Source organism: Nocardia sp. CA-084685 (assembly GCF_050955785.1).
In the GTDB taxonomy this organism is placed as follows: Bacteria; Actinomycetota; Actinomycetes; order Mycobacteriales; family Mycobacteriaceae; genus Nocardia.
Genome location: NZ_CP192094.1, coordinates 3,308,386 through 3,330,915 on the forward strand (window position 1 = coordinate 3,308,386; position 22,530 = coordinate 3,330,915).

General features: G+C 64.9%; 24 protein-coding genes. 13 read left to right on the plus strand and 11 right to left on the minus strand.

From position 1 onward, the window contains the following. Nucleotides 1-208 precede the first annotated feature (208 nt). Nucleotides 209-811, plus strand: coding sequence for a TIGR03086 family metal-binding protein (locus tag ACQP2U_RS15180; RefSeq protein WP_433715242.1), 603 nt, complete (start codon nt 209-211; stop codon nt 809-811). A gap of 168 nt (nt 812-979) precedes the next feature. Here ACQP2U_RS15180 and ACQP2U_RS15185 read toward each other — a convergent pair whose 3' ends face one another. Next, entirely contained in the window at nt 980-2,152 is a 1,173-nt protein-coding gene (locus ACQP2U_RS15185) for a cytochrome P450 (RefSeq protein WP_433715243.1), read from the minus strand. A gap of 110 nt (nt 2,153-2,262) precedes the next feature. On the opposite strand from ACQP2U_RS15185, the gene ACQP2U_RS15190 reads away from it, so the two are divergent. Further along, nucleotides 2,263-3,798, plus strand: coding sequence for a DHA2 family efflux MFS transporter permease subunit (locus ACQP2U_RS15190; RefSeq protein ID WP_433715244.1), 1,536 nt, complete (start codon nt 2,263-2,265; stop codon nt 3,796-3,798). Here the strand turns inward: ACQP2U_RS15190 and ACQP2U_RS15195 are convergent. Together ACQP2U_RS15195 and ACQP2U_RS15200 are read right to left on the minus strand one after the other, a co-directional pair. Beyond that, nucleotides 3,795-4,625 carry an alpha/beta fold hydrolase gene (locus tag ACQP2U_RS15195; RefSeq protein WP_433715245.1) on the minus strand — a complete coding sequence of 277 codons (831 nt, stop codon included), beginning with the start codon at nt 4,623-4,625 and terminating at the stop codon, nt 3,795-3,797. The genes ACQP2U_RS15190 and ACQP2U_RS15195 overlap by 4 nt on opposite strands. 11 nt (nt 4,626-4,636) lie before the next feature. Next, complete coding sequence (locus ACQP2U_RS15200; protein WP_433715246.1) at nt 4,637-5,068, minus strand: type II toxin-antitoxin system Rv0910 family toxin; 432 nt, start codon at nt 5,066-5,068, stop codon at nt 4,637-4,639. A 354-nt stretch (nt 5,069-5,422) separates the two neighbouring features. On the opposite strand from ACQP2U_RS15200, the gene ACQP2U_RS15205 reads away from it, so the two are divergent. From ACQP2U_RS15205 to ACQP2U_RS15230, 6 genes are all read left to right on the plus strand, one after another. Beyond that, nucleotides 5,423-6,853, plus strand: coding sequence for an ATP-binding protein (locus ACQP2U_RS15205; RefSeq protein WP_433715247.1), 1,431 nt, complete (start codon nt 5,423-5,425; stop codon nt 6,851-6,853). Further along, nucleotides 6,853-7,281, plus strand: a complete 429-nt coding sequence (locus ACQP2U_RS15210; protein WP_397034206.1) for a roadblock/LC7 domain-containing protein — start codon at nt 6,853-6,855, stop codon at nt 7,279-7,281. The genes ACQP2U_RS15205 and ACQP2U_RS15210 overlap by 1 nt, the downstream gene beginning before the upstream one ends. Continuing rightward, on the plus strand, nt 7,278-7,628 hold the full coding sequence (locus ACQP2U_RS15215) for a DUF742 domain-containing protein (protein WP_364354738.1): 351 nt from the start codon (nt 7,278-7,280) through the stop codon (nt 7,626-7,628). Before ACQP2U_RS15210 ends, ACQP2U_RS15215 begins: the two co-directional genes overlap by 4 nt. Further along, entirely contained in the window at nt 7,603-8,208 is a 606-nt protein-coding gene (locus ACQP2U_RS15220) for a GTP-binding protein (protein ID WP_040689533.1), read from the plus strand. Before ACQP2U_RS15215 ends, ACQP2U_RS15220 begins: the two co-directional genes overlap by 26 nt. 152 nt (nt 8,209-8,360) lie before the next feature. Continuing rightward, complete coding sequence (locus ACQP2U_RS15225; RefSeq protein WP_433715248.1) at nt 8,361-9,458, plus strand: cytochrome P450; 1,098 nt, start codon at nt 8,361-8,363, stop codon at nt 9,456-9,458. Nucleotides 9,459-9,466: 8 nt separating this feature from the next. Next, entirely contained in the window at nt 9,467-10,687 is a 1,221-nt protein-coding gene (locus tag ACQP2U_RS15230) for a cytochrome P450 family protein (protein ID WP_433715249.1), read from the plus strand. A 64-nt stretch (nt 10,688-10,751) separates the two neighbouring features. On the opposite strand, the gene ACQP2U_RS15235 is transcribed toward ACQP2U_RS15230, so the two are convergent. From ACQP2U_RS15235 to ACQP2U_RS15250, 4 genes are all read right to left on the minus strand, one after another. After that, complete coding sequence (locus ACQP2U_RS15235; RefSeq protein ID WP_433715250.1) at nt 10,752-11,696, minus strand: hypothetical protein; 945 nt, start codon at nt 11,694-11,696, stop codon at nt 10,752-10,754. A gap of 186 nt (nt 11,697-11,882) precedes the next feature. After that, a complete protein-coding gene (locus ACQP2U_RS15240) occupies nt 11,883-12,095 on the minus strand; it encodes a hypothetical protein (RefSeq protein WP_433715251.1) in 213 nt (70 codons plus the stop codon). Between the two features lie 347 nt (nt 12,096-12,442). Beyond that, nucleotides 12,443-13,630, minus strand: coding sequence for a DUF3558 family protein (locus tag ACQP2U_RS15245; protein ID WP_433715252.1), 1,188 nt, complete (start codon nt 13,628-13,630; stop codon nt 12,443-12,445). A gap of 62 nt (nt 13,631-13,692) precedes the next feature. Next, a complete protein-coding gene (locus ACQP2U_RS15250; RefSeq protein ID WP_433715253.1) occupies nt 13,693-14,436 on the minus strand; it encodes a TetR family transcriptional regulator in 744 nt (247 codons plus the stop codon). Nucleotides 14,437-14,530: 94 nt separating this feature from the next. Here ACQP2U_RS15250 and ACQP2U_RS15255 point away from each other — a divergent pair, with 94 nt between their 5' ends. Further along, a complete protein-coding gene (locus tag ACQP2U_RS15255; RefSeq protein WP_433715254.1) occupies nt 14,531-15,742 on the plus strand; it encodes an FAD-dependent monooxygenase in 1,212 nt (403 codons plus the stop codon). A gap of 19 nt (nt 15,743-15,761) precedes the next feature. Here the strand turns inward: ACQP2U_RS15255 and ACQP2U_RS15260 are convergent, their stop codons facing one another. Next, nucleotides 15,762-16,613 carry an alpha/beta fold hydrolase gene (locus tag ACQP2U_RS15260; protein WP_433715255.1) on the minus strand — a complete coding sequence of 284 codons (852 nt, stop codon included), beginning with the start codon at nt 16,611-16,613 and terminating at the stop codon, nt 15,762-15,764. Nucleotides 16,614-16,788: 175 nt separating this feature from the next. On the opposite strand from ACQP2U_RS15260, the gene ACQP2U_RS15265 reads away from it, so the two are divergent. Continuing rightward, nucleotides 16,789-17,184, plus strand: a complete 396-nt coding sequence (locus tag ACQP2U_RS15265; RefSeq protein WP_397034190.1) for a hypothetical protein — start codon at nt 16,789-16,791, stop codon at nt 17,182-17,184. A gap of 31 nt (nt 17,185-17,215) precedes the next feature. Here the strand turns inward: ACQP2U_RS15265 and ACQP2U_RS15270 are convergent, their stop codons facing one another. Continuing rightward, the gene (locus ACQP2U_RS15270; protein WP_062987240.1) at nt 17,216-17,407 is read right to left on the minus strand and encodes a hypothetical protein; all 192 of its coding nucleotides are present in this window, start codon (nt 17,405-17,407) and stop codon (nt 17,216-17,218) included. Nucleotides 17,408-17,488: 81 nt separating this feature from the next. Beyond that, nucleotides 17,489-18,313 carry a class I SAM-dependent methyltransferase gene (locus ACQP2U_RS15275; RefSeq protein WP_433715256.1) on the minus strand — a complete coding sequence of 275 codons (825 nt, stop codon included), beginning with the start codon at nt 18,311-18,313 and terminating at the stop codon, nt 17,489-17,491. A gap of 168 nt (nt 18,314-18,481) precedes the next feature. On the opposite strand from ACQP2U_RS15275, the gene ACQP2U_RS15280 reads away from it, so the two are divergent. From ACQP2U_RS15280 to ald, 3 genes are all read left to right on the plus strand, one after another. Next, complete coding sequence (locus tag ACQP2U_RS15280; protein ID WP_433715257.1) at nt 18,482-19,219, plus strand: PP2C family protein-serine/threonine phosphatase; 738 nt, start codon at nt 18,482-18,484, stop codon at nt 19,217-19,219. Nucleotides 19,220-19,272: 53 nt separating this feature from the next. Beyond that, nucleotides 19,273-20,250 carry a quinone oxidoreductase family protein gene (locus ACQP2U_RS15285; RefSeq protein ID WP_433715258.1) on the plus strand — a complete coding sequence of 326 codons (978 nt, stop codon included), beginning with the start codon at nt 19,273-19,275 and terminating at the stop codon, nt 20,248-20,250. A gap of 537 nt (nt 20,251-20,787) precedes the next feature. Beyond that, nucleotides 20,788-21,897, plus strand: a complete 1,110-nt coding sequence (gene ald, locus ACQP2U_RS15290) for an alanine dehydrogenase (protein WP_433715259.1) — start codon at nt 20,788-20,790, stop codon at nt 21,895-21,897. Here the strand turns inward: ald and ACQP2U_RS15295 are convergent. Then, nucleotides 21,894-22,409: an Lrp/AsnC family transcriptional regulator gene (locus tag ACQP2U_RS15295; protein ID WP_433716473.1), complete on the minus strand. Its 516-nt coding sequence runs from the start codon at nt 22,407-22,409 to the stop codon at nt 21,894-21,896. The two genes, ald and ACQP2U_RS15295, sit on opposite strands and share 4 nt — an antisense overlap. Between the last annotated feature and the right edge of the window lie 121 nt (nt 22,410-22,530).

Here is a 22,530-nt window from a genome sequence, read left to right on the forward strand (position 1 = left end):
AGCGCACGCACTGCAGGTACTCACCAGCGATGGTGGGCTGTCCCGCGACGAAGCGCGGAAGCTGCTGGCGCAATTCCCCTGTGCGAGCCCCGATGCGGTGCTGTCGCCAGTAATCGATGCGTTGCTCGGGTTGTAGTCGCTGGTCGAAGGGCGATCGGAGCCCCCGATTACCCGTCCGACCGATGTGTCCGCGTCCGAATCGACAGGCGTGAATACCGTTGACCCGACCGTGGACCTCTTGGACCGCGCATTGACCCAGATGGGTGCGGTCATCGCGGCGATTCGGCCGGAGCAGGCGACGCTGGCGACACCCTGTGTCGGCTGGGATGTGCAGGCGCTCGTGCGACATGTCATCGCGCAGAGCCTGCGGAACTTCCTGGCTTCGGCGCGCGGCGAGATGGCCGATTGGGGGGCGCCGCCCGCCGAGTTGAGTGCGAATTGGGCGGCGGAGTACCGCGCGGCCGCCGCGCCCGTCCTGGATGTCTGGCATCACGCGGACCTGGAACGCCCGGTTCCGGTGCCGGGCGGCGCCGAAGCGCCGCTGCGCAGCCGAGCCGACCAGCAGATCACCGAATTGGCCATGCACGCCTGGGATCTCGCCCGCGCGACCGACCAGACCATCGACCTCGACCAGGAAGTCGCCGAGTACGGACTTGCCTGGTCGCACAAGCTGCTGCGCCCGGAGTTCCGTGGACCGGACAAGGCTTTCGACCTCGAGGTGCCCGTACCGCCCGACGCTCCCGCCTACGATCGGCTCGCGGGGTGGTTCGGCCGGGATCCGTCCTGGAAGTCACCGGGGCCGCAGGACTGATCGGTAGCAAACCCGAAGGTCGGTAGCACTCGCCTCGGCGGTCTCGACGGCGGCAGCCGGGGCGCTCACGGCGAGGTCGTCGAGGCCCCGCGACGAATACCGTGTTGCGGATGGGGCAGATACGCGCAGAGGATCCCGGCGACTGAGAAGCGCTGCTCGCGGGTCGAGCTATCGAGGCAACACGACAGGCAAAACGAGCGGCCCACGGTGCCGAAAACCCGAGCGCCACTGGATATCTTGCGGATCGCACGCAAGCGTCGGAGCCCGGCCGTCCAGTAACAGCGTATCCAGCACGGCTCCGGAGATGGTCCGAACCAACGCGGTGCCGAGGCATGCATGTCCGCCGTGCCCAAGTCCCAACTGCGCACTATTGCTGCGTGTGAGGTCGAGATCGTCCGGATTGTCGAACATGTCCGGATCACGGTTTGCCGACGCCAGGCACAGCAGCACCGTGTCACCAGAACAGATGGTGCGCCCCGCGATATCGAGTTCGGTGCTGGCGAATCTCGGCCCGGAAACCACTTGCGGCGATAGGTAGCGCAATAGTTCGTCCACCGCCGGTCGGGTATCGGACATGGTGCGCAGCACCGCGAGTTGATCCGGGTGAGTGAGCAGCGCCAGTGCGGATCCGGCGATCAGGTCGACGAGCACTTCGTACCAGACGAACAGCAGATAGAAGATCATCGAGGCCAGCTCGTGCGCACTCGGCGAACCGGTCTCGGTACTCGAACGCACCAGCCGCCCGAGCACATTGTCGCCCCGCGCCCCCTCGATGGTCGCGATGACGATGGAGCGCATGATCGTTAGCGTGTCACGAGCCCGCGGGGGAGTAGCGCTAGGCAGCAATGTCGAACGCGCCCAACGTAATAACGCCTCGCGCTCCGGTGCCGCCAACCCGAGCAACTCGCCGAGCACGGTCGCGGGCAGCCCAACGGCGAACCGATCGATGAGATCGATCGTGACGCCTGTCTCCACCTCCGCCAGACAAGCCGACACCAATGCCGGCGCGGTGTGCGCCCATTCGGCGAGCCGTCGCGGCGACAACTCGGCGGTGACCGCCCGCCGCAACCGAGCATGGTCGGCCGGTTCGCTCTCCAGGAATCCGAGGTCCAATGGTGCGGGCACCACGAACCCGCGGTAGTCCGTCTCCCCGGCATAGCGCGGCTGGGTGGAGAGCCGATTGTCGAGCAGTCCGGCCCGGACATCGGCGAACCGGGTTACCAGCCAGGCGGGCGGGCCGTCGGGTGTCCGTACCCGGTGCACCCCACCGTCCGCACGCAATCGCCGCAGCGTGGGCCATGGATTCGCGGCGAATTCGGCATCGAAGATCTGCGAAGTCACGTCGGCCATCATCCGGCTCCGCTACCCCGCGAGATCATGGCAGACCCAAGGTGTGGCGAAGGTCGCAGAATAGGCTGGTGATTTGGTCGCTGAGGTGCAAGGCTTAAGCGGTGACACATCCTCCGGATACCACGTCGGTCCCAGCGGATCCCGCGACCGACAAGCTCGACATCGCGGTTTTCAAGGTGGCAGGGGTGGTCGTGCTCGGCGCGATCATGTCGATCCTGGACATCACCGTCGTAACCGTCGCGATCCCCAAATTCCAGAACGAGTTCCACACCACCACCGCGATCGCGGCCTGGTCGATGACCGGCTACACCCTCGCGCTGGCCAGTGTCATCCCGCTAACCGGTTGGGCGGCGGACCGGTTCGGCACCAAACGGCTGTACATGCTCGCGCTGACGCTGTTCGTGCTCGGCTCGGTGCTGTGCAGCCAGGCCTGGAGTATGGAGACGCTGATCGCCTTCCGCGTTGTTCAGGGTCTCGGCGGCGGCATGCTGATGCCGCTCGGCATGACGATCATGACCCACGCGGCCGGTCCGCAACGCGTCGGGCGGGTGATGGCGGTGCTCGGGGTGCCGATGCTGCTCGGCCCGATCTGCGGTCCGATCCTGGGCGGTTGGTTGATCGACAGCTACGGCTGGAAGTGGATCTTCCTGATCAACGTTCCGGTCGGTGTCATCGCACTTGTCCTCGCCTTCATCGTGTTCCCCGCGGATAATCCGGAACCCTCGGAATCCTTCGACTTCCTCGGCATGCTGCTGGCATCGCCGGGTCTTGCGCTGTTCCTGTTCGGCGTCTCCTCGATTCCGGGTGAGGGCACGGTCATCGCGGCCAAGGTGCTCATACCGGCAGCCATCGGTCTGGTGCTCATCGTGCTGTTCGTCCTGCACGCGCTGCGCACCGAACATCCGCTGATCGATCTGCATCTGTTCCGCAACCGGTCGCTGACCTTCGCGGTGCTGACCATGGTGCTGTTCGCGACCGCCTTCTTCGGCGCGGGCTTGCTGCTGCCGACCTATTTGCAGCAGGTGCGCGGCGAAACCGCCATGGCGGCCGGTTTGCTGATGGTCCCGCAGGGCCTCGGCGCGATGTTGACGATGCCGATCGCGGGCCGACTCGTCGACAAGATCGGACCGGGCAAGATCGTGATGACCGGTATCTCGCTGATCTCACTCGGCACGGTGTTCTTCGTGCAGCTGAAGTCGGATACGTCGTATCCGTTCATGTTGGGCGCACTGTTCGTGATGGGCCTCGGCATGGGCTGCACCATGATGCCGACCATGACGGCGGCGATCCAGACGCTGACTCACCAGCAGGTCGCGCGCGGTACGACGCTGATGAACATTATCAACCAGTCCGCCGGGTCCATCGGCACCGCGACGATGTCGGTGGTGCTCAGCAGCCTGCTGAACCAGCATCCGTTCGCCAAGCCCGCGATCGCGTCGAACTATGACCCCTCGATCGCGGCGAAGTTGCCGCCCGGTGCGGTCGAGACCGGATTGAGCCAGGCCGCGACGGCATTCAGCCACACCTACATCGTGGCGGTGGTGCTCATGGTGCTGACCTTGGTGCCTGCGGCATTCCTGCCGCGGACCAAGCCGCAGCTGCCCGAAGTCGCGGACGCACCCGCGCTGGTGCATTAGCCGCAGGTCCGAGTTCGCCTGTGCGCCAGGCGAACTCGGACCTGCGGACGGTTCGCGTCCAGGAATTCCAGGACGAGTGGGCTTGCGATGCTTCGGAATTCGTCGAAGTAGGCGTGCCGAGCCCCGGGGATCCACCTCAGCCGCGCACCCGGAATCCGTTCTGCGAGTAACGGTGCGTTTGCCGCTGGATTGAACAGGTCCTCGCTCCCGTGCACGATCAGCGTCGGAACCGTGATATCGGCGAGCACATCCCATGCGTCGTGTCTATTACTCGCGTAGAGATGTCTGCGCTTCGCGTAGGCGGGCATGCTCGCATCGCCGAGCGTGTTGAACGGGCCCGCGGAGCTCGCCAGAAACTCGCGGGTGTACATCAGTTCCAACAGCGCCTGCCGCGCCGCCGCCGGATCGGGCTGGGCCAGTGACCTGCGCACCTCGGCGCCCCGCTCGACAGCGTGGCGACCACCCGGTGAGGTGCAGCCGAGCACCAGCGTATGCACGCGATCGGGGAACCGGGTGGCCAGCCACTGCGCGACCCGACCACCCATGGACGTGCCGTACACCGCGGCCTGCTCGATGCCGAGTTCGTCGAGCACCGCGATCGCGTCCTCGGCGAATCCGAGGGTGCTGTACGGGATATCCGGCTTATCGCTGTCACCGGTCCCGCGATAGTCCAGTGAGACGGTGCGGTAAGCCGTCTCGAAGTCGGCGCGAACGCCATCCCACCAATGGTGGTTATTGGCCTGCCCGGTGAGCAGCAGCAGCGGCGGGCCGGCACCACCGGTCTGATAGGCGATCCGGGCACCGTCCGCGGCCTCGGTATGCGGCACGTCGAACTCCCTCAGCTGTAGAGCGCGACGAAACGCTCCAACGAGCGCTCGATATCGCCCTTCAACGCCCGCGCCACCCCGGAACCGATCGGACCGAACAGCGGTGCGCCGCCCAGATCGATATCGACGGTGACCTCCGAGCCCGCGTCTTTCGCGGCGACCAGCAGTTCGAGCTTGAATTTGGTACCGCCCTTGCCCGCGCCGCTCAATGCGAGCCGGCGCGGCGGTTCAGCGGCCTTGACCGTCCAGGTGACCCGGTTACGCAGTCCCTTGACCGATGCGACGCCGACCAATTGGGTACCGACGGTCAGTTCGGCGGGCACCTCGCTGCGCCATGCTTCGTGCATGAGGAGCCATTTGTCGAGTTCGGCTAGATCGGAGGTATGTGACCAGGCCTCCTGCGGGGGAATCGGCACGTCGACGGACACCTTCAGCTTTGCCATTCGCGCATAGTATCCGGTACCCGCGGTTCGCTATTTATGGCATTCGGTCATACCGATCGGGCAGTACCCGAAATGCGATGGGGGCACCGGCGGTTCGAGGAATCAGAATGTGGTCCTCGGATCGAGAGAGACTTCTCCGCGATGCTGCTACTGTGGGCGGGTCGTCGGGTGCCGAGCTACTATTCGGCTCGATCCGGGCGGTCGGTGATCTTCGAATCGCTTGCCGTGCGGGCACTCTGGGGTTGGTGCCGGTGTCGATGTGGCCGCATTCGACGAATGTTGATCCTGGTCGGCGTCGCGAGGAAGGCGAGACAACGCGCAGTGACTCCGGCTGTCGCAACGACGAGAGAGCTGATGAATCAAGATATCGCCGTGGTGCTTTCATGGATCCTCGCCCCCGCTCTCATTATTGCCGTGGCGGCGGCGTTGTATGTAGCGCAATACGCGAAACAACAGAAGATCCGCGCCGACGCCCTCAATAGAGCTAATCGGGCGCAGGAGGAAACCCTCGAGCACTTTGCCGGCCAGACACTGCCGGCGATGACCGAGTCGGTGCGCCGTTTCGAGGCACCGGTTTCGGCCATCGAGGTGCCGACGGGTCAGGAGAATTCCCGGTTCGTCCAGTGCCTGCAATGGATTTCCGAGCGGTACGCCGATGACCTGCGCCTGGTGCAGTCGGAGGCGCACGAGCAGGCCGCGCGCGAAGCCGAGGAAAAGGCGCAGCAGGCGATCACGGCCACCGAGGAGAACACTCGCGCCGAGATCGAATCCGCCTCCCGGGCCGCGACCAGTGCGGCGGTGCGCTCCTTCGGCACCTCCGTGGTCAGCCTCGGCGCGGATGTCAGTCAGGTGGTGAGCGCCGCGCTGCGCGAGCACCGCGACGACGAGGTCTACGCCACCCTGACTCGCATCGACCACACCGTGCAGCAGATGCTGCGGCAGGCGCAGTCGTATGTGATCGTCTGTGGTGGTCTGCCGGGTCGGCGCTGGCCCGCGCAGTCGCTCACCGATGTGGTCGGCGGCGCGATCGGGCGTGTGCGTGACTACCTGCGGGTGCGGGCCAACCAGCTCGACCGCATCGTCATCAGTCGTGCGGTGGAACCGCTCGTGCACACCCTGGCCACGCTGCTCGACAATGCGCTGCGCTACTCCCCGCCGACGTCTTATGTGGATGTGACCTTCCAGGAGGGCCACCACGGCGTCACCGTCATCATCGACGATGCCGGTGTGCGGATGAACGCGGAGCAGATGGAGGAGGCCAGGCAGGTGCTCGCCAATGAGCGCCCGATCGACATCCACCAGCTCGGCCCGTCCCCGCGCGTCGGTTTCCCTGGCATCGCGGCCCTGGCCCGGCGCTACGGCTTCACTGTCTACATCGATGGCCCGAACGTCTACGGCGGTATGCGGGCGATGGTCTACATCCCCGAGGCGCTGCTCGTCACCGCGGTGACGAACGCCGAACCGGCCGTTCCCGCCGTCACCCCGGCCCCGGCACCCGTGCCGACGGCTGCAGCCGAGGATAAGCCCTTCGAGTTATCCCCGGTTCCGGTCTTGGCCGGGGTGGGCGAACAACCCGCCGAGAACGAGGAGTTCGCTGTGCACGAGATCACCAGTGGCGGCCTACCGAAGCGACGTCGTCGGGCGGTGTCTTCGGTGCCCGCGCAGACCGGCACCGAATCCGAAGCGGGACAGGCTCGTCCCGAAATAGCCTCCGCCTGGCAGATGGGCTCCAAGAGCGGCCGTGAGGCTGCTGCATCCGATAACAGCGAAGGGATGTCATCCTGATGAGCACACCGGTGACCGACAGCAGCAATAGGCTGGGTTGGCTACTCGAGGATCTCAGCAATGTTCCCGGCGTCCGGTTCGCGGTGCTGCTGTCCGACGACGGACTGCGGATCGCGCACTCCGACGGTGTCAATAAGGATGATGCCGAGCGTTTCGCCGCGGCGGCCTCGGGTCTGCGCTCCCTAGGTAAAGCGCTCGGCGAATTCTGTGGTGGTCTAGACAATGGTGTGCGTCAGAATATGACCGAATACGACCAGGGCATGATCCTCATCACCGCGGCGGGTGAAGGTGCGCTGCTCGGTGTTTCGACGACGGCCGAGACCGATATCGGGCTGGTCGCGCACCGCATGAATGAACTCGCGGGGCGGGTCGGGCACGAGTTAGGCGCCCAGCCGCGCGGAAGGGTTGAGGGCGGCTTGACGTCATGACGAGGTCCCGGCGAGACCCCGACTTGGTCCGGGCCTATGTGCGCACCGGGGGGCGAATCCGTCCCAGTCGTGAGTTGGACCTGGTCACGCTGGTCGTCGCCGCCAAAGATCCGGCACCTGGCGCGACACCCGATGCGCGCCAGGTGCTGAACCTGTGCAGCCGTCGCAGTGCGCTGTCCATCGCCGAGATCGCCGCCTATCTCGACCTGCCACCATCCGTGGTGAAGATCGTCGTCGCCGATCTGCTGGACAGCGACCACCTGGCCACTCCGACCCCGGCCGAAGTCATGCCGGAGATCACCCTGCTCGAGGAGGTACTCAATGGGCTCCGCGCTCTCCCGGCCTGAGCGCACTGTCGACTATGTGCCGGAGACCGTGACCCGGTCGGTAAAGCTCTTGGTGGCAGGCAATTTCGGCGTCGGCAAAACGACATTCGTGAACAGCGTTTCGGAGATCCGGCCCCTGCGCACGGAGGAGACGATCACCGAGGCCAGTGTCGGCGTCGACGATATGGCCGGATTACCCGGCAAATCGCAGACGACCGTGGCGATGGATTTCGGTCGCATCACGCTGAATCCCACACTCGCGCTCTACCTTTTCGGGACGCCGGGGCAGCGGCGTTTCGTCCCACTGTGGGAGGAACTGGCGCGCGGCGCGCTCGGCGCCCTGGTCCTGGTGGACACCCGGCGCATCGAGAAGGCCGACGAGGTGCTGTCCGTGCTAGAGGAGCGCGGGGTGCAGTATTCGGTCGCGGTCAACCAGTTCGAAGGAGCCAAGCGCTATCCGCTCGAAGAGATCCGGGACGCACTGGATCTCGCGCCGGATACTCCGCTGACCTCGCTCGACGCGCGCCAGCGCAGCACCTGTCTGCGGTCGCTGATCACGCTCGTCGAGTTCCTTTTCCATCGCCAGGAGTCCCGGAAGTAAGCGACGCATTGCACAAAGCTACAAACCAGTCCGGCCCCGCGTTCGGGTCGCCGATCGATACCGACGGCCCGCGCGTACCGCTCTACTCAGAGGAGTACGCCGCAGATCCGCACCGCGCATACCGGGAAATGCGCAGCCAGTACGGATCTCTGGTGCCGATCGAGCTATCACCCGGTGTACCCGCCACTTTGGTGATCGGCTATCACACCGCGATCCGAATCCTGAACGATCCCGCCCACTTTCCGGCAGATCCACGCACTTGGCAGCAAAATATTCCCGGCGAATGTCCGGTGCTACCGATGCTGGAATGGCGGCCGAATGCCTTGCGTAGCGCGGGAAACGAGCATTTGCGCTATCGGCAGGCGAATGCGGCCAGCCTCGGCGAAGTCGATCTGCACGCATTGCATGCCATCGTCGAGGAGGTCGCAGTCCCGCTGATCAATGCCTTCTGCGGTGACGGCGCGGCCGATCTGATCAGCCAGTACGCATTTCCGCTCAGCTTCCAGGTGCTGAATGTGATGCTCGGCTGCCCGGCGGAGATCGGCCAGCAGGTCGCCACCGGGATGGCGGCGATCTTCGAGGGTGTCAATGCCGATAAGGGCAATGCGATGCTCACCGACGCGCTGTTCGAACTCGTCACGCAGAAGCGCAGCGTGCCCGGCGACGACATCACCTCGCGGCTGATCGCGCATTCGGCCGTGCTCTCGGATGAGGAGATGATCCACCAACTCGTCACCATCTATGGCGCGGGCATCGAACCGCAGCAGAATCTGATCACCAACACTCTGCTGCTGATGATGACCGACGACCGGTTCGCTGGCAGCGTGCACGGTGGAAGTCTTTCCACCCGTGACGCACTCGACGAAGTGCTGTTCACCGACCCGCCGATGGCGAACTACTGTGTCTCCTATCCGAGACAGCCGATCCTGATCGACGGCGTCTGGCTGCCCGCGCATCAGCCAGTGGTGATCAGCATGGCCGGGTGCAATAACGATCCCGCCATCGGGGTGAGCGAATTCGGACCCAACCGTTCGCATCTGGCGTGGAGTGTGGGTCCGCATTCCTGCCCGGCGCGCTCGGTCGCCTATCTCATCGTCCAGGACGCCATCGACCAATTGCTCGATGCGCTCCCCGAAATGCGTTTGGCGACAGAGCCCGAACAACTCAGCTGGCGCCCGGGGCCATTCCATCGGGCCCTGGTATCCCTGCCCGTCACCTTTCCCCAATCCCCTCCGCTAACCATGCTTTAAGGAGATCTGTGGCGCAACAACCTATAACCCTGGATCCGACGGGAACCGATATCCAGGGCGAATCCGCACGCCTGCGTGAGCGTGGGCCGGTGGCGCTGGTGGAATTGCCCGGCGGTGTGCGGGCCTGGTCGGTGACCGATGCCGGGTTGCTCAAGAAGCTGCTTATCGACGCGCGGGTGTCCAAGGATGCGAGCCAGCACTGGCCCGCCTTCATCAATGGCGAGATTCCGCAGGACTGGCCGCTTTTCCTGTGGGTCGCGGTGAACAATATGTTCACCGCCTACGGTGCGGACCACAAACGACTGCGCAAGTTGGTCGCGCCCGCATTCACCCATCGGCGCACCGAGGCGATGCGCGGGCAGATCGAGCGGATCACCGAGGAACTGCTCGTCGAACTGGCGAAGACGCCTGTGGGCGAATCGGTCGATCTGCGTGAGGGTTTCGCGTATCCGCTGCCGATCCAGGTCATTTCCGAATTGATGGGTGTGCCCGAGAAACTCAACCCGGGCTTGCGCATATGCGTCGACGGCATTTTCGACACCTCGCTGGGGCCGGAGGAGTCGCAGGCGAACTATATGGAGATGTATCGGATCCTCGGTGAATTGGTGGCGTTTCGGCGCGACCATCCCGGCGACGATATGACCAGTCTGCTGATCTCGCACCGCGACGAGGACGACGGATCCCAGCTCACCGAGCAGGAGCTGATCGATACGCTGCTGCTGGTCATCAGTGCCGGGCACGAGACCACGGTCAACCTGCTCGACCAGGCGATCTTCGCGCTGCTGACCAATCCGGAGCAGCGCGCGGCGCTGGTCGAGGAACGGGCGACCTGGGTCGATCTGGTCGAGGAGGCGCTGCGGTTGGAGGCACCGGTCGCACATCTACCGCTGCGGTTCGCGGTCGACGATATCGAGATCGATGGGGTGCATATCGCCAAGGGTGAGCCGATTCTCGCCTCCTACGCGGCGGCCAACCGTGATCCGAAACTGCACGGTGACACCGCCGATCAATTCGATGTGTCGCGAGACAGTAAGGACCACTTGGCTTTCGGGTACGGCGTGCACCATTGCTTGGGTGCGCCGTTGGCTCGGCTCGAGGCACTGGTGTCGTTGCCGGCGATCTTCGCGCGATTTCCGAATATGCGGCTGGCGGCGGAGCGGTCCGAGTTGGGGACGGTGGTCAGCTTCATCTCCAATGGGCATGCCAGGCTGCCGGTTACGCTGAATTAGTCCACCTGAAAAGCCGGGCCCCCTTCCGATTTCGATCGGGAGGGGGTTCGTGCCCTTCCTGGGGTCAACGCAATGCGTCGATGCGGCCCTGTTTCCGGGCTTGGGCCAGTCCGCGCCGGGCCATCAATCCGTTGGCCAGCAACAGCAGTGTCTTGTTCGGTGGTGCGAGGAAACCGGATTCGGTGTGGGGTGCGTACGTCGCGTCGGTGCCGTCGATTTCGATCCAGCCGGTGTGCTGACGACATTCGAGGCCGACGAGTTGTGGGCGATAGGAGTGGGCGAGGACACCGGCGCGGCGGCCGCCCTGGGCGACTTCCGCTGGGACCGTGAGGTTTACGCCCGCCTCGCTCGATCCGGTGACATTCGTCGGTACTACGGCCGGATAGCCGTCGGACTGGCGGTAGGCGAGCAGGCAGTGCGGCAGTTTCCTGGCGCGGGCGGCAGCCTTGGCGCTGTCCACCCGGGGGCCGGTGCCTTTGGCGGGCGGCTGCTGCGAATCAGCGGTGGTGGGCAGCGGTTCGCCGAATACCTCCGGTTCGCCGGTCGCATCCGGGTTCGGCCAAGCGATGATCCGGGTGACCGCGACCGTCACCACAACTCTGTCGGTGTAGTAGGCGCTGAGCCAGCGATCCCAGAAGCGACCGCGTCGCGGTGCGCCCATATAGGGCGTCGCCTGCTCGGCGAGGCGATCGAGGGCATCCTGGTCGGGCTGGGCGTCGAAACTCGCGATGCCCTGCACCAGCACGAAGCTCTGGTTGTGCTGATCGCCCAGACCATGCTCACGCGCGTGATACGCGAGCGCGACCTTCGGCTCCCGTTTGATCCGCTCCAATTTGCGCCCGAAGCCGAGCGAGGTCGTGAACCCCACCGTCCCCCGCTCTCGGTCGCGCATCCCGATCGGCGACACCGCCGTCACCACCGCCCCGCCGGCCGGAGTGATATAGGCCAATCCGGCGGTGAGATCACCACGCAAGACATCATCGATTTCGTCCGGCCAGGTAACTGCCATGCGCCGCAGGTTAGTCCCCTTGTCGGTGCGATATGCCGCGAATGCGCAATCCATTGCTACGGACGGAGATTCGGATTCCGCGGACGAGCATGAGCGTGGCCCGTCTCGGCGTCTGACGTAGGCGCTTCAGCTACTCTGCACGTCGGCTATGACCACCTGTTCCACCAGTGATCCCACTGACATACGTCATCGGTCGACGACGGCTCCCTGGCCCATTTCCGGAAATCGGTCGCGCAGCAGTTCCAGGCACCGGCGCACCTCGCGTAGGTCGCGCTCCAGCAACCTTGCCTCGGTGCTCGCGCCGGGTACCCCGCGCCTGGTCAGGTGTGGCCGCAGTGCCGCGGCCAGGGATTCGGCTTCCGCGGTGAGTAATTCGTAAAAGACGCGTGCCTGTGCCACGTCGGATTCATCTCGCACTCGAGGCTCGGATCAGCGCGACCTGCCCGACGCCCACCGAGTAGTTCTCGATCCATACATCTGGCAGACACGCATGATTCATATTCACCGGCGATCCCGGGTCGGTCAATCACCCGCACCGCCCCTGGAGTGATTCGCTAGGTGTCGGGTCCGTGATCGAGCAGGCCTCGGTCGATGAGGTCGTGCACTCGGCCGATCGCGAACTCGATGGCGACGGGGTCGGTGAGGAGGGGGCCGTCGATCAGTAGACAGGCCACCCTTGGCCTGGCCGACGGGAGCCTCCGGGCCGTCCAGGTGGTCGCGTCAGCCAAAGACTTCGTGGCGAGAGGTTAGCCAGCGGCGCGCACCGCCGCGGTGCTCAGATCGTCGACGTGGGCGCAGGCGTCGGATGGCAGTGGTGGCCAGCTGCCGTCCGTCGGGTGGTCGGGGTCGCCGTACTGGGCAAGAGGGACCGCGGTCCAATCGACCGCAAGCTTGATGAGATGGCCGTTCAGGCGGCCGTCGCTACTCGGCCGGTATGTGAGGCTGACGGCGCACCGGGACGGGACAGGGCCGTACACGTTCGATCGGAGGATGATGCCGTTCAACCCCGCTGCCTGGTAAGGGCCATTGCCGGGGCTGGACGGTGCCTTCTGCTCGGTATCCATGCGGTATTCGAGATCGACCTGCAGGCTGTATTTCGCGCCTGGCTGGGTGAAATTCAGTTGGCAGTAATACGGGGCGATCCAGCTGGTCGAGCTCGAGGTCCAATCGCTGTACTGAGCTTTTACCGCATCCGTGGCCGTGCAGGGATTCTTGCCGTACAGCACGGGCCCATCGGCTGGTTTGTCGCGGGGTGTGAGGCGGTCCAGCTGATCGACGATCTTGCTGACGTAATCCTTTGCTACAGCGCATTTTTCGGGCCATGGCGTCTTGTTCGGTGCGCCGTCGGCTGGAACTTTGCGCAACCGCATCCGGTGTGCGTAGCCGGTGTGCCCGGCAGGCACGTAGTAATAGCAGGTGTCGGGGGAGGTGGGATCATCGGACAGATGGGATCGGTAGATCGTGTGCCCGTTGACCGTTTCGACCTTGTCCTGCGCACGGTCTGTGTCCTCGTACACCTCACCGAGTGACAGTTCGAACAGGTAGAGCCCATCCTTCGAGTCGGGTTCGCCCACATGATCGCCCACCCTGAGTTGGCACCCGGCGAGCCCCGGCCCCGCACGTGTCGCCGACTTCACCCCGAGATTCATCGATTTCAATGGTTCCGGGTCCAACATCGAGCACGGATCGGTGGCGCGGATCCGTGCCATCAGCGGCTCGGCGTCGGGGCCGGTGACGATGGTGTCGTGCTTGCCTACCGAATCCGCGGGCGCGGATGGCACGGCGGTGGTGGATGGTGTGGAAGTCGTTGTTCCGGTTGCCTTTGTGCTGCTCGCCGCTACCGGGTGCCCGGCCGCATTCTTTCCGCAGCCGGTCGCCGCGCCCACGCAGAGGAGTGTCAGCGCGGCGGCTGTGGCCAAGGTACGCAGTGTCATTACATCCCTGTCGACGTGCTCGCGGAGCAGAATACCTCGAACCCGCCGTCTCGAAATTAATCTCATAATTCGCTCGCCTTGCTCAAATGTCGGTAGAGCGTGGCACGCGAGACATCGAACTCGGCGGCGATCTCGTCGATCGGACGGCCGGAATCTCGCATATCGCGGGCGGATTCGATCATGTCCGAGGTCATCGCGCCGGGGCGGCCACGGCGGTTCGGGCGGGTTGGGGGAATCTCGGCGGCGGGGATGCGGACAGGGGCGCCAGCGGCGGAATCGCCGAGTAATCGCCGTGCGCCATCCAGAATCGCCGCGCGCAACTCGTCGGCGGGCCGGTCGGCGAAGATGACTACCGGATCGCTCAGTGCCGCATAGACCTGCGCGGCCCGCACGCGGGTGGGGAAATCGGCATGCGGCCCGGCGATCAGGTCCTGTGCCGAGAGCGCGATGGTACGCAATCGCGCGAAGGTGGCCTCGTCGGCGGATAATGCCTGGTCCTGCATCTGCATTCGCAACAACTGACCGTGTGAAAGCCACACCTCCAGCAGCCCTGCCACCACCGCCCAGCGGCGCGCCTGGGCGTCCCGCCCGCGTGCCGCGGCCTCGAGCACCTCTTCACTGTCGACCAGCAGCGGCTCGACGAGTGCGGCGACGATATCGCTTTTGCTCGGGAAGTGATAAAGCACAGCGGTTTTCGTCAGCCCGACGCGTTCGGCGATCTCGCGCACGGAAACGGTGTGGTATCCGCGCTCGGCGAACAGGTCGAGCGCCGCCCGCAAGATGCGGGCACGTGAATCGTCGGCCATGGTGACCGATGCTACCGCTTGACTGACCGTTGGTCAGCACCATACAGTGGCCATACTGACCAATGGTCAGACATTTCGAGACAGGGAGTAGGCAATGCGGATTCTGATCTCAGGTGCGAGCATCGCCGGACAGACGTTGGCGTATTGGCTGGCGCGGCACGGCTTCCAGCCGACCGTCGTCGAGCGCGCGGCAGAACTGCGCATCGGTGGCCAAGGGGTGGACGTGCGGGATCAAGCGATCTCGGTCGCCGAGCGCATGGGCATCATGGCGCAGATCCGGTCGTCGGCCGCCGATGTCGCTGGTATGCGGTTCGTGAACGCCACCGGCGATCCCATCGCCGAGGTGGATATGCAGAAGATCAAGGACAAATACGCCAGCGCCGAGGTGGAGATCATGCGCGGCGATCTCGTCCGGATCCTGCACGATCGCAACGTCGACGTGGAATACCTGTTCGGCGAGTCGATTCGGGCCCTCGATGAGGACGACGACGGCGTCACCGTCACCTTCGAGCACGCCTCCCAACAGCGGTTCGACCTCGTCATCGGCGCGGACGGCCTGCACTCCACCGTGCGGCGCTTGGCCTTCGGCCCCGAACCGAATTTCGTCCGTCACCTGGACCACTACTTTGCCTTCGGCAACGCCGATGCCACGCTCGGACCCGACCGCTGGGTCAGTGTCTACAACACGCCAGGCGCGATGGCGGGCATCTACCGTTCCGGCAAATACGCACAGGCCAAGGCGTACTTCATGTTCCGCAGCCCACTGCTCGACCTCGATCCGCGGGATACCGCCGCCGCCCGCGCCTTGCTGACCGAGCGGTTCGGCACCGAATCCGCATGGCATGTGGCACAACTGCTCGACGGCGCACTCGCCGACCCGGACTTGTATTTCGACTCCCTCGGGCAGGTCCAGATGGCTAGCTGGTCGACCGGCCGCATCGCCCTCGTCGGTGACGCCGCCTATTGCGCCTCGCCCGCCTCCGGAGCCGGTGCCGAACTCGCCCTTGTCGGCGCATACCGGCTGGCGGGGGCACTCGCCGCCGCGAACGGCGAGCACCGCACCGGTTTCCACCGTTACGAGCAGAGTCACCGCGCACTGGTCGAGCGCAAACAGCAGATCGGACCGAACCTGCGGCTGATGGTGCCGAAAACCCGCTCGGGCATGGCAATTCGGAATACCCTCACGCGGCTGCCCGTGCTGGAGTCCATGGCAGGTCTGGAACGGATCATGGCGCCGAAGACAAACGAGTCCTTGCCCGAATATCCCGAGATTCCGGTCACTGCCAAGACATGCCGTCCGGCGTAGGTCTATCCGGATCGCTGACTCAGCGGCGTAGGAATTCGAGGATGGCGCGTTCGAAGGCCGCCTTGGCTTCGATCATGACCCAGTGCCCGCTGTTCGGGAATACGTGCAGTTCCGCATTGGGGATCTGCCGCATCGGCACCAGCGCCATATCCGGCGGACTGACGCGGTCATCCAGACCCCAGGTGAGCAGGGTCGGGCACTGCACCTTGTGTAGCATCGACCAATAGGGCGGCGTATTCGAATTCGCCAGGAATTTCTGCTGCATGGCCCAGGCGGCCGAACCGTACATCATGGCGGCGGTTTTCTGGGTATCCGGATGTTGCGCGGCCGCCCAGCGTTCCTCGATGATCTCATCGGTGATCACCGCGGGGTCGTAGACCATGGCCCGCAACCAGCGCAGCAACTTGTCCCGATCGGGTTTGTCGGCGAACTCCTGCAGCAGCCGAATCCCTTCACTCGGACTGGAACTGAAGATATTCGGGCCGATCCCGCCGATGGTGACCAGCTTGCGCACCCGCTGCGGATGCTGGATCGCCAGATTCGCCCCGACGACGCCACCCATCGAATTACCGACCATGGCCGCGGATTCGATGCCGAGCCCGTCCATGAATCGCAGCACTGCCGCGCCCGCGGTCAGCACGGGATGTCCGTCCACCGGATCACTGACGCCGAAACCGGGAAATTCGAGGATGTAGCAGTGGAAGTGCTCGGCGAAGACCGCGAGATTGCCGCGATAGTTGCGCCACCCGTTGACGCCGATTCCGGAGCCGTGCAGCAGTAACAGCGGCGGCCCGTCGCCCGCCTCGTGATAGCGCAGCACGCCCTGATCGGTGGCGAGCTCGCGTTTCGTGCCTTCGTATGTCACGTCCATACCCGACACGTTAGAACACGTTCTAACTTGGATCGGGTCCGACCGCGGATATCGACCCGTAAACCGAACCGCCGGGTACATAATTGCGAAACGCTGGGCGATTCAGGACGCAGCGCTCGACGGACTATCTATGATCTCCGCTGGCAACTCGGCACCGCACGACGAGGACCGAATTATGAGCTACCGAACGATCATGACCGCGACCGTGCTCGGCACCGCGATCGCCGCGGCGTGCACAGCGCCGACGGCGAATGCCGCGGTGACCAGGGTGGGGGTGATGCCGGATTCGAACTACGGCCTGGCGACCAACTACGGCACCGACTGCCCGGCCACTGCGGAAGCCTATGTCGACAATGCGACGGAACTCGTCTCCTTCTACGACAACGGTGTCCTATTCGGAGTGGTCCGCCCGCTGGGCGGCATCGCCTTGGTGACCTGGATTCCGAAGACAACGGGTCCGCACACACTCAGCGCCGTGCAGGCCCCCGACGTCACACCCATCGGAACGGTGGACGTTCGCGTCGGCACCGGCGTACACGTCAGCTTCGCTTGCGTCGTCTTCGGCAGCTGATCTGAGTGGCGCGGTTATGTGATGGGGGCTCTCACAACACCCCGATGGCCTTGAGTAGTAGCAGGGTCAGGCCGGCCGTACCCGCGAAGGCGACGCCGCCGTCGCGGATCACGATGCCCGCGGGCGAGCCGCTGACCTTGGAGAGGATTCCGGAAATCACCGCGACGATGATGCCGACGAGCACGGCGACGACAACGAACAAGACCTGAACGGTAGTGGACACTCGACGCTCCCTCGATGTGGATCGTCGCAGTGTAAGGAGTTCGATGGCTATCGCGTAGCAAAGTTGCGGGAATCGCTGCTGCTAGCCCGGTTTGGTCGCCGCCAATCCGTACAGCAATGGGAGGATGGGATCCGGTGGCGGGAGCCGGAACCAGCCGTTATCGGTGCGGATCATCCGCGACCAGCGCGGCCACGGCAGCATCTCGGTTTCGGTGAGATCGGTGATGTGCAGCCCCGCGCCGATCAGGGCGTTGATCACCTCGCCGAGTCCGTGGCGCCATTCGTAGACTGTGGTGTCACTGGCCAGTGCCGGACCGTCGGTGTAAGTGTGGTCGCTGTCGCGACGCTGAGGTCCGCGCCCTTCGAGGTAATCATCATGCAGGACAAGCGAATCCGGATCGACACCAGGGGAAGGCGTGGGGCCGAGGGAATGCAGCAGCGGGTGGAATTCAACGATGTATACCAGGCCGCCCGGACGCAGTAGTTCGGCGAGTACCGACGCCCAGCGCGGCAGGTCGGGCAGATAGCAGAGCGCGCCCTTGCCCGTGTAGACGATATCGAATTTCCTGTGTCGCAATGCCTTCGGAGCATCGTAGACATCGGCGCACACATATTCGACGGCATCGGCGGCGAGCTCTCGGGCGTGCCGGATCGAGGCAGGGGAGAAGTCGAGACCGACCGCCGTCGCCCCGCGTTCGGCGAATTCGATTGTCTCCGTCCCCAGATGGCACTGTAGGTGCAGCACATCGCGGTCGCGCACGTCACCGAGGGCATCCCATTCGAAGGGCGCGAACCAATACGCCGAATCGCGATTGCGATAGAACTCGCTGGCCGCGTGAATCGGGGCACGAGCATCCCAGTTACCGCGGTTCGCCAGCAGCGGATCGAGGCCGTCGACGCTTTCCACCGAGCCATCGTATTCGGGAAACCGGGCTCCCACGGCGGGTGCGCGCAGGATTCACAGCGTTCCCTTGGGTAATTTTGGCACGGTACTTGGAAAACCGAGGTTCACTGGAGTTACAGAGTTGTGCGGATCGGCAGCGTAGGGGCAGGTCCAGCCCAAGGAGGTCAGACCTTGCAGACAACCGCTTCGATCGCCATCGTCCGCCCCGAGCCGGTAAGGCTCGGCATCACGCCCGGTGTGGTGAGCGCGCGTGGGCGGCGTTCACTCAATGCGGACGCGTTCGCCACCTATACCGACCCGGCCGCCGGCCGCACCGCATTCGTCGTCGCCGACGGTGTGGGCGACAGCCTGCCCGCGGCCAGGGCAGCGCGGACCGCGGCATCGGTCGCCGCGCGGATCGGTGCGGGCAATGGCGCGCTGGCCGGGGTGGTCGCGGCCCAGCAGGAGTTGCTGCGTGAATTCCCGGAGGAGCAGGCCGACAGTGTGCTGGTGATCGCCGTGCTACCCGCCGCTGATCAGCCCGACGGCCCCTGCGATATCGCCTGGGTCGGCGACTGTCGCGCCTACCGTTGGAACGGCCGGGTACTGCATCAGATCACCACCGACCACACCGTCGCGGAGTTCATGCGTGCCAGGGGGGTTCGCCCGGCGAGCCGCATGGACCACCTGGTCACCACCTCCACTCGCACCGCCGGTCCGGATGTCATCGGTCGCGCCGCCACCGGATCGAGCCGGGGCCGACTGCTGTTGAGCACCGACGGCGTACATAAGCGGCTCGATATGGTCGCGATCAAGTCGATACTGGTCGCGGGTCGGACCCCGGCGCTTACCGCGGAAACCTTGGTGGACAACGCACTGCAGGCCGGTAGCACCGATAATGCGACGGCACTCGTGGTGGACTGCCGCTGAACCCATTTCCTGCTAGAACTATCCGGTCGGTGTTTCTAGTGGAGTGTGGGGTTATGCGGGCGATTCAGATCAGTGAGCTGGGCGGACCCGAGGTGTTGCGGGAGGTGGAACTCGATGCGCCGACGCCGGGTCCCGGTGAGATCGCGATCGACGTCGAATATGTCGGGGTGAACTTCGCCGATCTGCAGGCTCGTTCGGTGGGGTATCGGGTCCGGGATCTGCCGTTCGTGCCGGGGCTCGAGCTTTCGGGGCGGGTGCGCTCGATGGGCGCCGATGTCGACGGGTTCACGGTGGGCCAGCCGGTGGCCGCGATCACCGAGGGCGGCGCTTACGCCGAGGTTGCGGTGGTGACCGCCGCGACGGTGTTCGCGGTGCCCGATGGTGTCGATTTGCGAACGGCCGCAACCCTTCCCACGGTCCTGCCCACTGCGTATGCGCTGATCAATACCGTTGGCAGAGTGCAGCCAGGGGAGACCGTGCTGGTGCAGGCCGCGGCGGGCGGCGTTGGCACCGTGGTCGGGCAGGTCGCCAAATTGGCGGGCGCGGGTGCGGTATATGGCGTGGTCTCCAGCGAAGCCAAGGCGGACTACGCGCGCAAGCTCGGCTACGACGATGCCTTTCTGGCCGAGAGCTTCGAGACCGATATCCGGGAGGCGACCGGTGGACGCGGTGTCGATGTAGTGCTCGACCCGGTCGGTGGGCAGACCTTGCGGCGCGGTCTCGAATCGCTCGCGCTGTTCGGGCGGCTGATCTCCTACGGCAATGCCAGCGGTGAGCCGGGCTGGCAGATCGGCCAGCCCGAGCTCTACCCGAGGGGCCTGTCGATCTCCGGATTCTCGATCCTCGGGCTCACCGCCGATGCGCCGCAGGTATTGCGGGAGATCGCCGATCGCGCGTTCCGGTTGGTCACTACGGGGCAAGTCGAGTTGCCGATCACCGCGGAGTTCCCGCTGTCCGAGGTCGCCGAGGCGCATCGGTTGATGGCGAGTCGTACCTCGACCGGCAAGCTGGTGCTCGCGGTCAACGGCTGAGATCGGGCCCGGTCGCTCGCCGAGCGACCGGGCGGCACGAGTCGGAATCCCCGCCACCAGGCGAGGGAGGAATCAACACGACCAAGCCGAAACGAACTGGCGCGCAACGAAATGCCGTGTGCGTCTTCTTTCTCGGCGCTGTTCCCAATCGTGTGCCCGTGACGACCTGTCCGATATGACACCGCATCCGCGAGAGGCTCGATCCCAGTGGTCGCACTCGAGGCGTCGATCGACTTGGACAATGGCGCATCTGTCCGGCTACGCGGTGGAGTGGGGAAGCGCTTCTCTGCGATAAACCAGGAGCGGGCCGGCCGGGCGAGCGGTCAGATCTCGCAGCGCGAGGCCAGGGTCTCCGAATATCTTTCGAACCGATAGTTGCAGAGACCTTCGAGGATGAATATCAGGACGCCGTATTGTTGATATAGAGAACTATCTTCATCAATATGGACCTGGCCTTGAACGATCTTCATACTTACCCCGAGGTGATCGAACGATCACATGTCGCCAATCCCATCGGATCGACGTACAGGAGTGTTGATGAAGATCGGAATTCCCCGCGAGGTCAAAAACCACGAGTACCGGGTCGCATGCACACCCGCCGGGGTGCACGAGCTGGTGTCACGCGGACACGAGGTGTATATCGAAGCCGGTGCCGGTCAGGGGTCCGCGTTCGAGGATATGGCGTACGCGGCCGTCGGGGCGCGGGTGCTGGATACCCCGGATGAGGTCTGGGGTACCGCGGAAATGGTGCTCAAGGTGAAAGAGCCGGTGGCCGAGGAGTATTCGCGCATGCGCGCGGGGCAGTTGCTGTTCACCTACCTGCATCTGGCGGCCTCCAAGGACTGCACCGACGCGCTGCTGAACTCTGGGATCATCTCGATCGCCTATGAGACCGTCACCGGTAAGGACGGATCGCTGCCGCTGCTCGCGCCGATGAGCGAGGTCGCGGGACGGCTCGCGCCCCAGGCCGGCGCATATCACCTGATGCGCAGCGGCGGTGGCCGCGGCGTGCTGATGGGTGGTGTGCCGGGCGCGCGTCCGGCCAAGGTTGTGGTGCTGGGTGGCGGTGTTTCCGGGAGCAACGCGATCGCCGTCGCGGTCGGTATGCACGCGGACGTAACGGTGCTGGATCTGAACATCGCGCGCCTGCGTGCGCTGGACGAGCAGTATCACGGTCAGGTGCGCACCATCATCTCCAACAGCTTCGAGGTGGAGAGTCTGGTCCGGGAGGCGGATCTGGTGATCGGCGCGGTGCTGGTGCCCGGCGCGAAGGCGCCGACGCTGGTGTCCAATGACCTTGTCGCACAGATGAAGCCGGGTTCGGTGCTGGTCGATATCGCCATCGATCAGGGCGGCTGCTTCGCGGATTCGCGCCCGACCACCCATGCCGAGCCGACCTACCGGGTGCACAATTCCGTCTTCTACTGCGTCGCCAATATGCCCGGTGCGGTGCCGTACACCTCGACCGTCGCACTCACCAATGCCACACTGCCGTATGCGATTTCGCTCGCCGAGCGCGGCTGGCGCGACGCGGTCGCCGCGGATCCGGGCCTGGCCGCCGGTCTGAGCACGCACCGCGGCCGCCTGCTGTCCGAATCCGTTGCGGCGGCACACAATTATGCCGCAGAGACGCTAGCCGCCGCCTAAGCCATCGGGCTGGTTCGCGGGCGCACGTGCTCGAAGATGAGGATCGTCTCGGTGGAGGCGACCGCGGGATGTGCGCTCAAATGTTGCAGTACGAAGACCCGAAGTCCCTCGGTGTCGGCGGTGGCGACATGGATCAGATAGTCGTCGGCGCCAGCGATGAAATACACGTTCAGCACTTCGTCGAGTTCGGCCAGTTGCTCTCCGAACTCGGCGAGGTGCGGACGTGCATTGCCATGCACCCGAACCGCGATCATGGCCTGCAGATTCCGGCCGAGCGCGGCCGGATCGATATCGGCGTGGAATCCGCGAATCACGCCGCGCTCCACCAGTGACCGCACCCGCCCCAGACACGTCGACGGCGCGATCCCCGCGACATCGGCGAGGGCGCTATTGGTCATGCGCCCGTCCCGTGCGAGCTGATCGAGCAGTATCCGGTCGATGTCATCCAACTGCGCCGCCGGACCGGGTGTGGTCCGCACGGCACCGATCGGCGGTCCGATCGGCGAATCAATCTTCCTCACCGGGCCAACTGTATCGAAGATCATTCGATACAGGGCCGGTCATCGCGTTAGGATCGTCGCGTGGATATCTACTGGCATGCCGTTACGCCGCCGCCGTGCGCCTGATCGGGCG

What these genes read in the sequence shown, in the direction of transcription:
- ACQP2U_RS15285 (WP_433715258.1), top strand. Translation starts at nt 19,273, where the DNA reads ATGCGGGCGATTCAGATCAGTGAGCTGGGCGGACCCGAGGTGTTGCGG.
- ACQP2U_RS15200 (WP_433715246.1), bottom strand. Translation starts at nt 5,068, where the DNA reads ATGGCAAAGCTGAAGGTGTCCGTCGACGTGCCGATTCCCCCGCAGGAG.
- ACQP2U_RS15245 (WP_433715252.1), bottom strand. Translation starts at nt 13,630, where the DNA reads ATGACACTGCGTACCTTGGCCACAGCCGCCGCGCTGACACTCCTCTGC.
- ACQP2U_RS15220 (WP_040689533.1), top strand. Translation starts at nt 7,603, where the DNA reads ATGGGCTCCGCGCTCTCCCGGCCTGAGCGCACTGTCGACTATGTGCCG.
- ACQP2U_RS15205 (WP_433715247.1), top strand. Translation starts at nt 5,423, where the DNA reads ATGAATCAAGATATCGCCGTGGTGCTTTCATGGATCCTCGCCCCCGCT.
- ACQP2U_RS15265 (WP_397034190.1), top strand. Translation starts at nt 16,789, where the DNA reads ATGAGCTACCGAACGATCATGACCGCGACCGTGCTCGGCACCGCGATC.
- ACQP2U_RS15210 (WP_397034206.1), top strand. Translation starts at nt 6,853, where the DNA reads ATGAGCACACCGGTGACCGACAGCAGCAATAGGCTGGGTTGGCTACTC.
- ACQP2U_RS15250 (WP_433715253.1), bottom strand. Translation starts at nt 14,436, where the DNA reads ATGGCCGACGATTCACGTGCCCGCATCTTGCGGGCGGCGCTCGACCTG.
- ald (WP_433715259.1), top strand. Translation starts at nt 20,788, where the DNA reads ATGAAGATCGGAATTCCCCGCGAGGTCAAAAACCACGAGTACCGGGTC.
- ACQP2U_RS15255 (WP_433715254.1), top strand. Translation starts at nt 14,531, where the DNA reads ATGCGGATTCTGATCTCAGGTGCGAGCATCGCCGGACAGACGTTGGCG.
- ACQP2U_RS15215 (WP_364354738.1), top strand. Translation starts at nt 7,278, where the DNA reads ATGACGAGGTCCCGGCGAGACCCCGACTTGGTCCGGGCCTATGTGCGC.
- ACQP2U_RS15235 (WP_433715250.1), bottom strand. Translation starts at nt 11,696, where the DNA reads ATGGCAGTTACCTGGCCGGACGAAATCGATGATGTCTTGCGTGGTGAT.
- ACQP2U_RS15260 (WP_433715255.1), bottom strand. Translation starts at nt 16,613, where the DNA reads ATGGACGTGACATACGAAGGCACGAAACGCGAGCTCGCCACCGATCAG.